Genomic DNA, 14220 nt, shown 5'->3' on the forward strand with positions numbered 1-14220 from the left:
GAATGACGGTCTGGCTTACCGTGCGATCCCTACACTTTTGCTGTATACCCGCTTTGACGCACCGATGGCGGCGACTATAATCGTCAACAAGGGTGGCGTGTCTGTGGCCGATCTCGCAGCGTGCGCGCCGCCAATCTGGCTGACAAGGAGCCGTATATGGATCCCGTTCGCATTCTCTACGTTGGCGACTCCGAGATTGTCCTGAACCGCTATCTGGTCGGCGCAGACGTCATTGAACAGTCCTACTTCAATGACAACGGCCAATGGTTCCGGAAGGCGATGGCGCCCGACCCGAGCGTTGCGGTGCGGCACATTACGCCGCATGGCGTCCCGGCGGAGTTCCCGGCCACGCTGGCCGAACTGAAGCAGTATCAGGTCGTGATCTTCAGCGATGTCGGATACAATTCGATGATTTTCTATCCCGGCCTCACGCCTCCGTATGTGTACCCGCTGGGCCCGGATCGCGTCGGCATGGTTCGTCAGTTCGTGGCAGAGGGGGGCGGATTCCTGATGGTGGGCGGCTACCTGTCGTTCGGCGGGATCAACGGGATTGCGCGTTGGTGGGACACGGATATCGAGGCCATTTTGCCGGTGCACATCGCGCACCATGACGACCGGGTCGAAGTCACGCAGGGCTTCCAGTTCGAGCGGGTCCTGCCGGATCATCCGATCGTGGCCGGCCTGCCGTGGGACGCGGCGCATTGGACATTGTGCGGATACAACCGGCTGGCAGCCAGGCCGGAGGCAACGGTCGTCGCGCGTTACCAGGCGGATCCGATCATCGCCTGCCGCGCATTCGGCAGCGGGCGTACGGCAGTATTCGCCTCGGACTTTGCCCCGCACTGGGCCGGCGATTTCGTTCACTGGCCTCACTACGCCGCGTTCTGGCGGCAGATGGTGCGCTGGCTGGCGAAGCGCACTGGATAGCTGCGAGGCGGCCTCCGCTCTCCTGGCGATTGGGCCGCTAAACGGCCCCGCAGTAATGGCACCGGCGGCGCGCCAGAAAGGCGCGCCGCCGGGTTGTGTGGCTTGCGTCACGCACTCATGCGGTGGACTATTCGTATCTCAGGGCATCAATCGGGTTGAGTTGCGAAGCACGGCGCGCCGGGTAGATGCCGAAGAACAGACCGACGGCTGACGAAAAGCTCAGCGCCAGGATGACCGAGCCGGTGTCGATGCTCGCCTGCAGAAGCCCGGAGATGCTGACGGCCAGCGCAATCGCCGCGCCGAGCAGCAATCCGATGACGCCGCCGGTCAGGCTGATGACGACCGCCTCGACGATGAATTGCAGCAGGATATCTTGTGGGCGCGCACCGACGGCTTTGCGCAGGCCGATCTCGCGGGTGCGCTCGGTCACGCTCACCAGCATGATGTTCATGATGCCGATGCCGCCGACGAGCAGCGAGATGCCCGCGATGGCTGCCAGAAACGACGTGAGCAGGCCGGTGATGGTTGAGAGGATGGACAGGAACGATGCCTGGTTAAAGACCGTGAAATCGTCATTGCTTCCGTCGCTCTTGAGGCGATGGCGATCACGCAGCAGCGCGCCGATGCGCGCCTGCACGCCGTCAATATTGGCGCTGTCGGTGACGCCCAGCGTGATCATCGAGACGACGAAATGGTTGCCGTCGGGTGTGCGCGAACCGGGAAAGCGCTGCTGCGCGAAGCTGATCGGAATGAAGGCGCGGTCGTCGATCGAGCCGAAACCGCCACCGCCTTTGGCCTCCAGCACGCCGATCACGCGCAGCGTCGAGTCATTGATGCGCACGGTTTGCGCGACCGCCTGGCCCTTGCCGAACAACGCGCCAGCTAGCTTCGAGCCCAGCACGATAACGGCTGCCCCGTCCTGCACATCGGCCTCGGAAATGAAGCGGCCGTCCTTGATGGTCAGGTTGTTCAGCGAGAGTGCAACGGCGGTCGTGCCCATCAGTGCCGCGCTCTTATCGGCGGCGGCGGCGACGATCTGGCCGCTGGTGTTGAACTGCGGCGCAACGCCGTTCAGCGGCAGGTTCAGTCCGATGATGGCGCTTACATCGTCGACGGTCAGCGACGCCGCGCTGGCGGTGGCGCCGGGCCCCTGGTTGCTCAGGCGGCCCGGGATGATGCTCAGCAGGTTGGTGCCAACCGATTGCACCTGACCGGTAATGGCGGCGCTCGCGCCGTTGCCCAGGGCGAGCAGCGCGATCACCGAGGCGACGCCGATGATGACGCCGAGCATGGTGAGCAGCGAGCGCACCTTGTTGGCCAGGAGGCTGTCAAATGCCATGCCCGCGATTTCAACCAGGTCCACCGTGCCGTCATAGGCGAGTGGCGGCAGCACCGCATGGTTGCCCGCCTCGCCGGACAGCGCGTCGACAGACAACGCCGTGCTCGTTGTGGTCATCGTGTTCATCCTTGGTCCTCAGGCAGCCACGGCAATATGCATGGCCTGCTGGCGGTCGCCAACGAGGCGGCCGTCGCGCATGGTAAGCACCCGGCGCGCGTAGGCGGCGATGTCGGCCTCGTGCGTGACCATGACGATGGTCAGGCCCTGCTCGCGGTTGAGCCGCTGCAGAATCGTCATGATCTCGGCGCTGGTCGTCGTGTCCAGCGCGCCGGTGGGCTCGTCGGCCAGCACGACGGCGGGGCTGCCGGACAGCGCGCGCGCGATGGCCACGCGCTGCTGCTGGCCGCCGCTCAATTCGCTGGGGCGGTGGTCGACCCGCTCGGCCATGCCGACAATTTCGAGGGCTGTGCGGGCGCGCTCGCGCCGTTCGCGGCGCGGCACGCCGCGATAGATCAGCGGCATCTCGACGTTCTGCGCGGCGCTCTGGCGCGGCAGCAGGTTGTACTGCTGAAACACAAAGCCGAGTTTACGCGCGCGCACCGACGACAGCGCATTCCCGTCCAACTGCGCGACCTCTTCGCCGTCCAGCATGAAACTGCCGCTGGTCGGCGTGTCGAGGCAGCCCAGCAGGTTCATCAGTGTGCTCTTGCCGCTGCCGCTCGGGCCCATGATGGCGACGAACTCGCCGCGCGCAATCTCGAACGAAACCCCTCGCAGCGCGGGCACCTCAACGCTGCCCATATGATACGTCTTGGTCAGTTCGGTGACCGCAATCATGCTGTCCATAGCCCGCTTAGCCTCCGCCGAACGGACTGGCCGGGCGCGTCACATTGCCGGGCAGAGCCAGGATGCGCATGCCCTCGCTCAGGCCGCTGATAATTTCCGTGTGCGCGCCATCGCTGATCCCGGTCTCGACATCGATATCACGGGTCTTGCCGTTGGCGTCCAGCACCTGGACGATATGCCTGGAACCTTTGGGCAGCAGCGCCGCGTTCGGCACCAGCAAGACGCCGTCTTTCTCCGCCGTAATAATGCTCAAGTTGGCCGTCATGCCCACCTTGACGCGCGCGCTGCCGTCGGCGAAGATCACGCGCACGGCATAGGTTACCACGCCATTGGAAACGTCAGAGGCGGGCGCGATATATGAGATCCGGCCCCGCTCGATCCAGCCGGCCAGCGAATCGATAGTCAGGTCGACCGGCATCCCGGTTTGCACTTTGACCACGTCGTTCTCGCTCAGCTTGAGCTTGACGTGCAGTTGGCTGCGATCCATCAGTCGGACCGCCGCGACGGCCCCCGTGGCACTGCTGCCTTGTGTGATGTTGATGACGGTGACGATGCCGCCGAACGGCGCAATGAGCTGCGTGTTACGCAGGCGCACCTGAGCCTGCTGCACCGCGATCTTCGCCTGCTCAAGTTGCGCCTGGGCGGCCTGCCCATCCTGCGTCGTGGGGCTAGACTGCAACTTGAGCAGGTTGGCTTTCGCCGATGCAACGGACGACGCGGCGCTGCGCACGGCGCTATCGTTGATGCCGGCGGCGGTAATTGTGTAGTTGGCCTGCGCCGATTCGTAATCGACCTGGGCCTGCTGGCGCGCCGCGCCCACCAGGGTCAGGTCGGTCTTGCCGTCGGAGACCGCCGTGTCATAGTCGGCTTTCGCCTTCTGGAGCGCAATCGCGGCCTTGTCCAGGCTGGCACGGGCGACCTGCAACTGCGAGTCGTTGACGCCGGCCTTGCGCACGGCGGCCTCGTAACCAGCCTGTGCCGAATCGAGTCCGGCCTGAGCGGCGGCGAGGTCGTAGTCGGTTGCGCCGGCCTTGACCTGGTCGTAGCGCGCCTGCTGCAGGTTGAGCGCCGCCTGCGCGTTTGCCAGCGCCAGTTGCAGTTCCGACATGTCCAATTCGGCCAGCACCTGCCCGGCTTTCACCGTATCGCCGGCCTCGACCATCACGCTCTTCACAATGCCGGTGCCCTGGAACACCAGATCAGTCGTCTGCTCGGCAGAGACGGTGCCGTTGCCGTCCACGCTGCCGATGATCTTTCCGCGCGAAACGGCAACCGTTGCGGGTCCCTGCGCCTGGGCGTTTGCGCGACCGGGCGGATTGCTGATCACCAGCGCCGTGGCGATCATCAACACAATCACGATTATCCCGGCCAGCAAACCGCGATTGATACGCGGACCTTTGGAGCGGGCGGGGGGTTGGTTGCTGGGCATGCTGCGTCCTTTCTACTTCACCCAGATGGGATCGTAGTCGTTATGGGTATTCTGACTGATATTGCGGGCACGGCTGCCATCGAGATTCATCAGCCAAAGTTGCTTGCGGACGGCGCTCTCGCGATTGGACCAGAAGACGATTTGCGAGCCGTCGGGCGAGAAACTGGGGTGCTTGTCCCACGCTTTGTCGTTGTCGGTCAGGCGCGAGTTCTCGTTGGCCAGCATGTCGTGCAGGTAGATTTCATCGTTGCCGTCGGACGTGCTGACCCACGCGATGTGGCGCGAGTCGGGCGACCAGACGGGCGCATAGTCCATGCCGGGGAAGCCCGGCGCCTCGCCGGTCACGAGCGTTTCGTAGGCGTTGCGGTTGTTGTGCGACCAGATCTGCTGGTCGGCCGGCGCGCGCAGACTGCCGCCCACGTTCTTCACATAGAGGAACATCTGGCCGTCCGGTGACGTAATCTCGCGCTTGACCATGGCTTCCAGCACATCGGAGCAGTCGCAGGGGCGCTGGCCTGTCCCGTCGGAGTTCATCACGTACAACTGGATGTAGCCGCCGGAGCGATCCGTGCGGAATAGAATCTTGCCGCGCAGCGATTCTAGTGTCTCCGCCGTTTTCTGTTCGGGCGTTGACGCCGGCAGTGACGCAGCGGTCGGGTGCGGAACCGGCGTTGTGGTCGACCGAATGGCCGGCGGAAGCGCCGTCGGGAAGACGATTGTGGGCAGCGGCAACGCCGTGGCCGCCGCGGACGACTTCTGCGGAAGCACCGTTGGGGCCGCCGCCGAGGCGCTGACGCGGCTTGTCGGGCTTGACACCGGAGGCGTCGCTGCCGCGCCTTGCCCCGCGTCAGTTGGCGTCTGCGCGGCATCGCACGCGGCCAGAAGCAGTAGGGCAACAATGCCCATTATCAGTGGTTGCGAACGAGTACGCATGCATTTCCTCTTCGAGGCCGAAACAAGTGCGGCTTCATCCAATCGACATCTAGGCGCATGGCCGAGGGCAGGCCACATCATAAATACGCCGAATGCCCTGATAAGTTACGGTCGCTTGCGTTTGGCGCATTGGTTCCCGGCGTTAAATGAACGGCGCACGCCACGTGCCGAATCCGGTCGGGAATTGACGAGCACATCGACCAGTGTACGCCAAAAGCCGTCTGTCGTCATCCGACGGGACGGCTATTCTCGGTCGCCATATCGGATGAGGGACGGTCACCCATTTGGGTGATTGCTGGCCTGCCAAATGACGATGGGCACGGCCGAACGGGCGTGATATAATTTGGTGAATATGAACGCGCATGAACAGGCCGACCGTGACAATCAACTGGCCGTCGATGAGGCGAATCGGCGCGGCCAACTGGTGCTGAATACACTGCCAATTGTCGGCATACCGGTCGTCGTCGCAATCATCATGTTCATCGTCCTGCGAATCGCCCTGGGCGAGAGCATGCAGCCGCTGCCCGACCAGCGCCCGCTACCGTTTTCGCCGTTCATTCCCATCATCGTCGTCACGGTCTTTTTCAGTTCACTCATCATTCTGGTGCGCCTGGGGCGCCCGACGGTTTCCGCGCTGCTGCTGATCGGCGCATGGACGCTGGTCACCACCCTGACGGCCCTGCAATACGGCGTCACATCGATCTTCCCGGCGCTGCTCATCATGCCGATTTGCGCCGCCGGGCTGCTGATCGATGCGGTGGCCAGCGTCAGCCTGGCGCTGTTGGCGACTCTCTTCGTGGGGGTGCTGGCATGGCTCGAAGCGCAAGGTCTGCGCGTTGGGTCGCCGGACATGCCGCCCATATTTGCGCAGAACCCATCGCTGGTGTCCACGGCGTTCTGGATCGTGATATTCTGGTCGGTGGCCGCACTTACGTCGCAGTTAGCGGGTGGTCTGCAGCGCGCGCTGAACCACAGCCGGAAGCAGGCGCATGCGTTGAGCGAACTCAGCGCGCAGCTCGAGGAGCGTGTGCGGTCGCAGACGGCGAAACTGCTGGCGCAGGAGCGCGAAGCCGCCGTGCTGGAGGAGCGTCAACGCGTCGCGCGCGATATTCACGATACGCTAGCGCAGGGGCTGACGGGCGTCGTGGTTCAACTGGGAGCGGCGGAGCGCGCGCTGGACGTCGAGCCATCGGAGGCGCAGCCGCACGTCGTGCTTGCACGCCGCCTGGCGCGCGAGTCTCTGGCCGAGGCACGCCGCTCGATCTGGAACCTGAGAAATCCGGCGCTACAGCGCGGGGAACTGGGCGACGCGCTGCGCGGTCTGGCCGAGCGTGCGAGCCGGCCCGGGCTCAGCGTGCGGTATGCACAGCAGGGCGAGGTGTGGCCGCTTCTGCCTGACGCCGAATCGGCGTTGCTCCGGATTGCGCAGGAGGCGCTGGTCAATGTCTCCAAGCATGCAGGCGCGACGCATGTTGAAGTGAACCTTGCGTATGCCGGAAGACAGGTTCAGCTCGCGATCATTGACAACGGCAAAGGCTTTGATCCCCGCGCGCTGTCCGACAGGCCGTCGGGGCCGGAGAGCGGCTTTGGCTTGCTCGGCATGCGTGAGCGGTTGGCGGCGCTGGGCGGCACGCTGCAATTGGGCAGCGACGGCGGCGCGCAGGTGCTTGCGACGGTCCCGCATCCAGATCCCGTGCGCGGGAGCGCGCAGCCCGGCGCGTTGGATACAGAATCCGGGGTAGACGCATGATTCGGCTAGTCGTAGTCGACGACCACCCAGTTGTGCGGCACGGCATTGTGGCGATGCTGCACTACGAACGGGACATGCTGGTCGTGGGCGATGCGGCCGACGGCGAGGCCGCTGTGCGTATCATTCTGGAGGAGCGACCGGACGTGGTGCTGCTCGATCTGCGGCTGCCGCTGTTAAGCGGGATCGAGGTCATGCGGCAGGTTCACGCGCAGTTGCCTCAGGTGCGCTTCCTCGTCCTGACCACCTACGATACGGACGAATATATCGTGCCTGCTCTGAATGCGGGCGCGCAGGGGTACTTGCTGAAAGACGCCACGCCAGACGAACTGGCTCAGGGTGTACGCGCATTGATGAAAGGCGGCGCGCCGCTGGAGGCGGGCGTCGCCGCGAAGCTGCTGGAAAGCATGTCCGACGCGCGCGGCGAAGACGATCTTTCGGGACGCGAGTTGGATGTGCTGCGCGAATTGGTGACCGGCGCGGGCAACAAGGCGATTGCGACCAAGCTCAACCTGTCAGAGAACACGGTCAAGTCGCACTTGAGCAGCATCTTCAGCAAGCTGGATGTGCAGAGTCGCGCCGAGGCGGTGACGGTAGCACTGAAGAAGGGCCTGGTATCGCTTGACCGGTAGCGACAACGTCGGCGCCGTATCGCCATATTTCCCTGGGGCCTTGTGTTTGCGGCGCGATGGTGTGGCGCGCACGTGTCGACGGCAAGCGCGTGTTGAGTCTGCCGTCCCGCCGCGCGCAAACGGGGTCGAAGCGCGTGCGCTGCTTTGCCCTTCGACCCCTTCGACAGGCTCAGGGGCCGGCTCAGGGCGCGTTCGTATTGCTAGGGATTCGACCGCGGAACGGTTCTACCGCGACGGCAGCAATTCTCATTTTGGAGTCGGCCGCCAGTATGCCCCCTCATCCCCTGGCCCCTGCTCCCCCGCGCACCTCCCCTTAGAATCTCGCCCCCTCCCAACAAAGTTGGGAGGGGGTCGGGGGGAGGGCAACGCCGCTTTCTTGTCGAGCCAGCTTGCGTGATAAGCACCAGGGGGCCAGTTCATAGCAAGCCGGCATTGGAAAGTACCCGTCCAAAGCCAAAATGGGAATTGCTGCCGCGACGGTTGGGGACTTGCCTGCGCACGCCTATAATCAGGGGGGTCTATGCCAACTAAGAAGCAGCGCGATGCTACGACGAATCGGTCATCCACGAACAAGCGCCGTAGTGCGAAGCAACCAAGCGGCCAGCGCGCCCAGTCGCGTCGCCCGGCAACCCCCCGTCCGGCACGTGGCGTGCCCGTTGCGCGTGGTGCTTCCCCGGCCATGCCGCCTGCGCGTGACAAGCCTGGCGGCGGGCGTTCCGCGTCCTGGCGCGAGGCGCTCGCGGAATTGAAGCAATCCGAAGCGATGATTCAGACGCTGTTCCGCATCAGCAAGAAGTTGAATGCCACATTGGATGTGGACAAGTTGTTGGACGAGCTGGCGCAAGAGGCGATTCAGATTGTCCGGGGCGAGAGCGGGTTCGCGGGCTTGCGGACCGCCGATGGCATGACAATCCACAAGTACTTCCGCGAGGGCGTGGCGATACCGTACGACTATACCTGGCCGGAAGGGCGCGGCATTCCGGGCTGGGTTCTCAAGTACCGGATCCCCTATGGCACGAGCGATGCAGCCAACGATCAGGTCCTGCAGCACGACCTGTCGATCAATGCCGGTGTGCGCTCGCTGATCTGTACGCCGATCCTGGATTCGGTCGGCGGTGTGCTCGGCTACTTCGACATTCGGAACAAGACGGACGGCAACGGCTTTACGCCGAATGATCAGGAGATGCTGATGGCGCTGTCTCCGGCCGCGTCGATCGCCATTCAGAACGCGCTGGCCTACGGCAAACGGCTTCAGGTTGAAGCCGAACTCAAGAGTTCGCACGCTCAACTGCGTGCGCTGGCGGCCAAACTGGAGGCGGTCCGCGAAGAGGAGCGCACAACGATCGCACGCGAATTGCATGATCAGCTGGGCCAGGCGTTGACGGCGCTTAAGCTGGACCTCGCCCGCCTCACCGATCGCCTGGTGGACAAAGATGCGGCGCTCGCGCGCGAGGCGGTGGCCATTACCGCCCAGATGGATGCGCTGGTGAAGACCGTCCGGCGCATCGCAACGGAACTGCGGCCCGGGGTATTGGACAACTTGGGACTGGCGGCGTCGATCGAATGGCAGTCCCGCGAATTTCAGAGGCGGACGGGAATCGAGTGCGTCGTGACCTTGCCGGATGATGATCTGCTGCTAACACGGGGGCAGGCGACCGCCCTCTTTCGCATCTTCCAGGAGACGCTGACGAACGTCACGCGGCACGCGCAGGCGAGCCGCGTGGCCGTGGAGTTGCGGGCAACGACGGACTGGCTGACGCTCATGGTGCATGACAACGGGCGGGGCATTCAACGCGGGCAGATGGCCGGCGCCAACTCGCTGGGGCTGCTCGGCATGCGCGAGCGCACCGAACTGCTGGGCGGCTCGTTCGATATTCGTGGAACGCCCAGCCACGGGACGACAGTCACCGTGGCGATCCCGCGCGCGCCGGCCACGCAGGCAGGAGGGCATGCATGACGGGGCTCAACATAATTCTGGCCGATGACCATGCCGTCGTGCGGCAGGGCGTGAAGCAGATACTGGCGGGCGCGTTTCCCTCGGCACGCTTCGGTGAAGCGGCCACGGCCCGCGATGTTCTGGAGATGGTGCATGATGGGCACTGGGATGTCGTCGTGCTGGATCTGACCATGCCCGGCAATAACGGGCTGGATGTGTTGAAGCAGATTAAGCACGATCGGCCGGAACTGCCGGTGCTGATTCTGACCATGTATCCCGAAGACCAGTTTGCCATGCGCGCTATCCGTGCCGGTGCGGCGGGCTACCTTAACAAGGAAGGCGCGCCCGAGGAATTGGTGCTGGCGCTGCGAAAGATTCTGAGCGGCGGCAACTACATCAGCGCAGCTGTGGCCGACGAGTTGATCGTGCACACGCGCCAGGACGACAGCCGTCCGATGCATGAGCTGTTGTCTGATCGGGAGTTTCAGGTGCTGTGCATGATTGGCTCCGGCAAGACGGTCAAGGATATTTCGACCGAATTGTCGTTGAGCGCGGCCACGGTCAGCACCTACCGGGCGCGCATCTTGCAGAAGATGCGCCTGAAGACCAACGCGGATCTGATGCAGTATGCGATGCAGAAGGGGCTCGTCTAGCGCATCGGCCTGCGTCGCTGCATTTCCGGGCGCCGGACAACCCGAGCCGCCGATTTCCCGGCAGGCGGTGGCTGGCGGCGATCGCTGCTCGTTAGCCGAACTGCGCGCGTGACGCGGCCGGCGCGTGCAGTGGGTGCGGTGGCCTCCTCCGATGATTTGCGCTTGCGCGCAGGGTTCCAGACGGCATGCTCAATCGTCGCTGCGGGCGCTCACTTGACCGGTCGAAAATAGGAGCCATGCTGACGTCCGGGCTGAGCCAAACGTAGGATGCGACCTCGTCTGCATTTGAGCGACGGCTGTCGCCCAGTTGCCGCGACAGACCGGTTGAAAGATGACGCTGGGTACATCAATACAGTGCGTGTATCAAAGGAGCGTGTCTGTGCATTTCGATCTGCTCATTAAAAGCGGCGATCTGGTTGACCCCGGCAGCGGGCGAGTCGGCAAGTTCGACGTTGCCATCAAGCGCGACCGGATTGCTGCCGTGGACGCCAACATTCCGGCTGAATCGGCGGCGCAGGTGATCGATGCCAGCGGGCAGTATGTCACGCCGGGCCTCGTGGACATGCACACGCACGTATATCATGGGGTGACCTACTGGGGCATTGATCCCGATCCGGTAGCAGCGCGCACCGGCGTCACGACGTGGCTTGATGTCGGGTCGGCCGGCGCTTTCAACCTGATCGGCCTGCGCAATTACGTTGCGAAACCGGCGACGGCGCGCGTCTACGCGCTGCTGCATATCGCCTCCGTCGGCCTGACGGCCGAGACGTGGGAGGCCTCCAATCTGAACTACTGCAATGTCGACCTGTGCTGCACGATGGTCAATCGCAATCGCGATTGGGTGCTGGGCGTCAAAGTGCGCATTGACGGGAATACGGTCGGGCCGAACGGCATCGAACCGCTCCGTCGCGCGCAGGAGGCCGCTCGGCGCGTTGACCTCCCGTTGATGGTGCACATTGGCGATTCGGGTCCGAGCATTGACGGCCTGGGCGAAGTGCTGCCGCTGATGCGTCGCGGCGACATCTTGACGCACTGCTTTACGGGGCGCGACATGCGCATTGTCGACGGCAAAGGCCGCCTGCTCGCCGCGGCCCGGCGGGCCTGGGATTCCGGCGTGGTTATGGATATCGGGCATGGCGCCGGCTCGTTCTCGTTTGAGACGGCCGAGGCCCTGATTCGCGACGGATACAAGCCCGACGTGATCTCATCCGATATTCACCAGTTGAGCGTGCATGGCCCGTGTTTTGACCTGCCGACCTGTCTGAGCAAGTTCCTTGCACTGGGCATGACGTTTGGCGAGGTGATCGAGCGAGCGACATCGCGTCCGGCCCAAGTGTTGGGTCTGGACGATGCTGTCGGCACACTGGCACCGGGCCGGCTCGCCGATGTGGCGCTGTTTCGTATCGAGCGCGGCGATTTCACATTCTACGATGTGGCCATGAACGCACGCACCGGCCACGAACTCGTCCGCAACACGCTGACGATCGTTGGCGGTCACGTCATGCCGCGAAAGCCTGATGCGCCGGCGGCGCCCTGGATTGTGCTCAGCGACGCACAGCGCGCCCTCATCGAGCGCGGTCACACACCGGCGGCATTCATAGACGCATCAGCGGCCGCATAAGCCGCTCGCCGGACCCCAAAACGCGCGACGGCGCACCGGTCGAGCTGCATGCGCAGCCGCGGCGCCGGTTCCAGCCGAGGCAAGGGGCGGCGACCGCCAGTCGCATCGTGTGTGGCCGGCGATCGCCGTGCTGTCTTGCCGCTAGGCCGACTTGGGTTGGGCTGCCAGCAACTGCGCGAGCAGCTCGCTACCTTGCGCTGGCACGAGTGTCACCCGCGCCTTGCTTTCCGCGATCTTGCCCAGTTCAAGAATCTCGAACATCGTATTCGCCACGTCAGGGTCGCTGCTGATCTTCTGCAGCGCTTCACCGACGATCTTCGGGCGCATAGCGTTGGCCTTGCCAAATTCGATTGACGCCTGACGCTCGGCCGTGCTGCTGATGATGCTGACCTGGTTGACGCCGTCCTGGGTGATAGCGGAGGTCACCTGGCGCAGCCGGTTGACGACCTTCTCCTCGATCTGTTTGATCATGCCCACATCGCGGAAGTGCACTTTGCGGATGTACACGGAGCCGAGCTTGTAGCCCCACTCGACGGATTTGGGCGACACGTCGCCGCGCACCGCCTGGCTCATGGCGTGCCGGTCTTCCAGCATGCTGCCCAGCGGCAGATTGCTCAGGGTGCGCACGGTTGCGTTGCCGACGTTCGCGCTCAGCGATCCTTGCGGGTCGGCATTCTTGAACATGTAGAAGACCGGGTCGCTGATGTACATCTCATACCAGATGCCGATGCCCATCGGCGCGCCTTCTTCGGAGTTAACCGGTTGGCTGCGCAGGTACTGCTGGTCCAACCGCATGTCGAGCACCTGGCAGGTGCCCAGCCAGTTCACCAGCGCGGCTTGCGGCCCCAGCCGGGGCCACAGCAGGTGCAGCCCGGGCTCGCGCAGCACGCCCAGCACTTTGCCAAACAGCACGTACACGCGGCAGGTACCCTCCTGCACAATGGCATAGGTGCCGAACATGCGCAAGCCCCACAGCGCCACCGGCACAACGAACCAGGCGGCACAGAACGTGACGATCGCGGCCCCCAGCAGGCTGATCAACGCGTTCATGGCTTCACCTCCAGGATGGCGTGCTCAGTCTGCCCGAAGACTTTCAGGCGCACATTGCGCAGGTAGGTGCTGAGCGCCGCCGGGCCGCTCCGTTTCAACTCGGTGAGTTGCGCGGCGAGCGCGTTCAGCGGCTCGACCTCGGCCTGCGCCTTCAGCGTTTCAATTTCCACGGCGCGGCGCGATTGCACGATCTTCTGGTCGGCGCCGGCGTGGGCGAGGCTGATTTCCGACGAGACCTGGTTCTGCGCCGTGTTGATCGCGGCCAGCGCCGACTCGACTTCCGGCGGCGGGTCGATACTGGTGATGAGTGTGGCGTCGAGCACGATGCCGTAGCGCGCGGACGATGACACGCACTCGCGATCCATGTGCTCGTTGAGGTCGCGCAGATTCTTGCGCAAGTCGTTGATTGATACGCCCGCCATCTTGCTGATATCCACCGCTTCTTCCGCGGCATGCGGCGCTTCGAAGCCCGCGATGCGCTCGCGCAGGATCGACACGAAGTAGCCCATCACATGCGCGATCGGGTTCTTGACGCCGAAGATGTAGGCGTATAGGTTGCGTTCGGAGATACGGTAGCGCAACTGGCCCGACAGCCCGATATTCAACTGGTCTTTGGTGACCGCCTCGAGCACCGTGCCGCCCTGGTTGAGGCTGCGGTTCTCCGGGTCGAATGCAATGCTGATGGTTTCGGTCGCGATCGATACCTTGTAGATGCGCTCCCACGGCCATTTGAAATACGGCCCGCCGGGCTGAATGACGCGCACCTGCGGGTACGTATAGCGCTCGCGTTCCTCCGGGGTCAGCGACTCCGCGATTGGGTCGTTGAGCGTCGTCACGCCGGGAATACGGTCGGCGCGCCCGAAAACCGTCTTGACCGCGCGCTCGTTCTGGTTGACCGTGTAAAAGCCCATCAAGCCGTAGCGAATCACGAACCAGCCCAGGAAACCCAGCAGGCAGCCGAACAGTGTTCCGCCGAATTCCATAGTGGCACCCCCGTAAGGTTGGTCAATCGTTCTTGGATTTGCGGGTTGATTATACCCCAGCACCGGTGCGCACTGGCGGATCCCTGCGCCGGCTCTGGCAGCAATTCTCAATTTGGCTTTGTAC

At 64.0% G+C, this 14220-nt stretch carries 12 protein-coding genes; 6 read left to right on the forward strand and 6 right to left on the reverse strand.

All coding sequences use genetic code 11. The annotated features are described in order from the left end of the window. Positions 1-156: 156 nt before the first annotated feature. Positions 157-927 (forward strand): cytoplasmic protein, encoded by a 771-nt coding sequence (locus tag HZB53_18760; GenBank protein MBI5879692.1) that lies wholly within the window; start codon positions 157-159, stop codon positions 925-927. 127 nt (positions 928-1054) lie between these two features. On the opposite strand, the gene HZB53_18765 is transcribed toward HZB53_18760, so the two are convergent. Genes HZB53_18765 through HZB53_18780 form a run of 4 tightly spaced genes read right to left on the reverse strand, consistent with a single transcriptional unit; the run spans position 1055 to position 5474 of the window. Continuing rightward, positions 1055-2383, reverse strand: coding sequence for an ABC transporter permease (locus tag HZB53_18765; protein MBI5879693.1), 1329 nt, complete (start codon positions 2381-2383; stop codon positions 1055-1057). An 18-nt stretch (positions 2384-2401) separates the two neighbouring features. Further along, complete coding sequence (locus HZB53_18770) at positions 2402-3103, reverse strand: ABC transporter ATP-binding protein (protein MBI5879694.1); 702 nt, start codon at positions 3101-3103, stop codon at positions 2402-2404. A 16-nt stretch (positions 3104-3119) separates the two neighbouring features. Then, positions 3120-4541 carry an efflux RND transporter periplasmic adaptor subunit gene (locus HZB53_18775; GenBank protein MBI5879695.1) on the reverse strand — a complete coding sequence of 474 codons (1422 nt, stop codon included), beginning with the start codon at positions 4539-4541 and terminating at the stop codon, positions 3120-3122. A gap of 12 nt (positions 4542-4553) precedes the next feature. Continuing rightward, the gene (locus HZB53_18780) at positions 4554-5474 is read right to left on the reverse strand and encodes a PD40 domain-containing protein (protein ID MBI5879696.1); all 921 of its coding nucleotides are present in this window, start codon (positions 5472-5474) and stop codon (positions 4554-4556) included. A 352-nt stretch (positions 5475-5826) separates the two neighbouring features. On the opposite strand from HZB53_18780, the gene HZB53_18785 reads away from it, so the two are divergent. The 5 genes from HZB53_18785 to HZB53_18805 all read left to right on the forward strand — a co-directional run bounded on the left by HZB53_18785 (position 5827) and on the right by HZB53_18805 (position 12063). After that, entirely contained in the window at positions 5827-7224 is a 1398-nt protein-coding gene (locus HZB53_18785) for a sensor histidine kinase (GenBank protein MBI5879697.1), read from the forward strand. Next, complete coding sequence (locus HZB53_18790; protein MBI5879698.1) at positions 7221-7853, forward strand: response regulator transcription factor; 633 nt, start codon at positions 7221-7223, stop codon at positions 7851-7853. The genes HZB53_18785 and HZB53_18790 overlap by 4 nt, the downstream gene beginning before the upstream one ends. A gap of 679 nt (positions 7854-8532) precedes the next feature. Next, positions 8533-9810, forward strand: coding sequence for a GAF domain-containing sensor histidine kinase (locus HZB53_18795; protein ID MBI5879699.1), 1278 nt, complete (start codon positions 8533-8535; stop codon positions 9808-9810). Continuing rightward, entirely contained in the window at positions 9807-10442 is a 636-nt protein-coding gene (locus HZB53_18800) for a response regulator transcription factor (protein MBI5879700.1), read from the forward strand. The genes HZB53_18795 and HZB53_18800 overlap by 4 nt, the downstream gene beginning before the upstream one ends. 331 nt (positions 10443-10773) lie before the next feature. Then, positions 10774-12063, forward strand: a complete 1290-nt coding sequence (locus HZB53_18805; protein ID MBI5879701.1) for an amidohydrolase/deacetylase family metallohydrolase — start codon at positions 10774-10776, stop codon at positions 12061-12063. Between the two features lie 141 nt (positions 12064-12204). Here HZB53_18805 and HZB53_18810 read toward each other — a convergent pair whose 3' ends face one another. Both HZB53_18810 and HZB53_18815 read right to left on the reverse strand, forming a co-directional pair. Further along, on the reverse strand, positions 12205-13113 hold the full coding sequence (locus tag HZB53_18810) for an SPFH/Band 7/PHB domain protein (protein ID MBI5879702.1): 909 nt from the start codon (positions 13111-13113) through the stop codon (positions 12205-12207). Continuing rightward, complete coding sequence (locus tag HZB53_18815; protein MBI5879703.1) at positions 13110-14096, reverse strand: SPFH domain-containing protein; 987 nt, start codon at positions 14094-14096, stop codon at positions 13110-13112. The genes HZB53_18810 and HZB53_18815 overlap by 4 nt, the downstream gene beginning before the upstream one ends. Positions 14097-14220 lie beyond the last annotated feature (124 nt).

It is taken from the genome of Chloroflexota bacterium, assembly GCA_016235055.1.
GTDB lineage: Bacteria > Chloroflexota > Anaerolineae > JACRMK01 > JACRMK01 > JACRMK01.

Excerpts from the sequence above, each read along its gene's own strand:
- HZB53_18760 (MBI5879692.1), top strand. The coding sequence starts at position 157 with ATGGATCCCGTTCGCATTCTCTACGTTGGCGACTCCGAGATTGTCCTG.
- HZB53_18765 (MBI5879693.1), bottom strand. The coding sequence starts at position 2,383 with ATGACCACAACGAGCACGGCGTTGTCTGTCGACGCGCTGTCCGGCGAG.
- HZB53_18770 (MBI5879694.1), bottom strand. The coding sequence starts at position 3,103 with ATGATTGCGGTCACCGAACTGACCAAGACGTATCATATGGGCAGCGTT.
- HZB53_18775 (MBI5879695.1), bottom strand. The coding sequence starts at position 4,541 with ATGCCCAGCAACCAACCCCCCGCCCGCTCCAAAGGTCCGCGTATCAAT.
- HZB53_18780 (MBI5879696.1), bottom strand. The coding sequence starts at position 5,474 with ATGCGTACTCGTTCGCAACCACTGATAATGGGCATTGTTGCCCTACTG.
- HZB53_18785 (MBI5879697.1), top strand. The coding sequence starts at position 5,827 with ATGAACGCGCATGAACAGGCCGACCGTGACAATCAACTGGCCGTCGAT.
- HZB53_18790 (MBI5879698.1), top strand. The coding sequence starts at position 7,221 with ATGATTCGGCTAGTCGTAGTCGACGACCACCCAGTTGTGCGGCACGGC.
- HZB53_18795 (MBI5879699.1), top strand. The coding sequence starts at position 8,533 with ATGCCGCCTGCGCGTGACAAGCCTGGCGGCGGGCGTTCCGCGTCCTGG.
- HZB53_18800 (MBI5879700.1), top strand. The coding sequence starts at position 9,807 with ATGACGGGGCTCAACATAATTCTGGCCGATGACCATGCCGTCGTGCGG.
- HZB53_18805 (MBI5879701.1), top strand. The coding sequence starts at position 10,774 with ATGACGCTGGGTACATCAATACAGTGCGTGTATCAAAGGAGCGTGTCT.
- HZB53_18810 (MBI5879702.1), bottom strand. The coding sequence starts at position 13,113 with ATGAACGCGTTGATCAGCCTGCTGGGGGCCGCGATCGTCACGTTCTGT.
- HZB53_18815 (MBI5879703.1), bottom strand. The coding sequence starts at position 14,096 with ATGGAATTCGGCGGAACACTGTTCGGCTGCCTGCTGGGTTTCCTGGGC.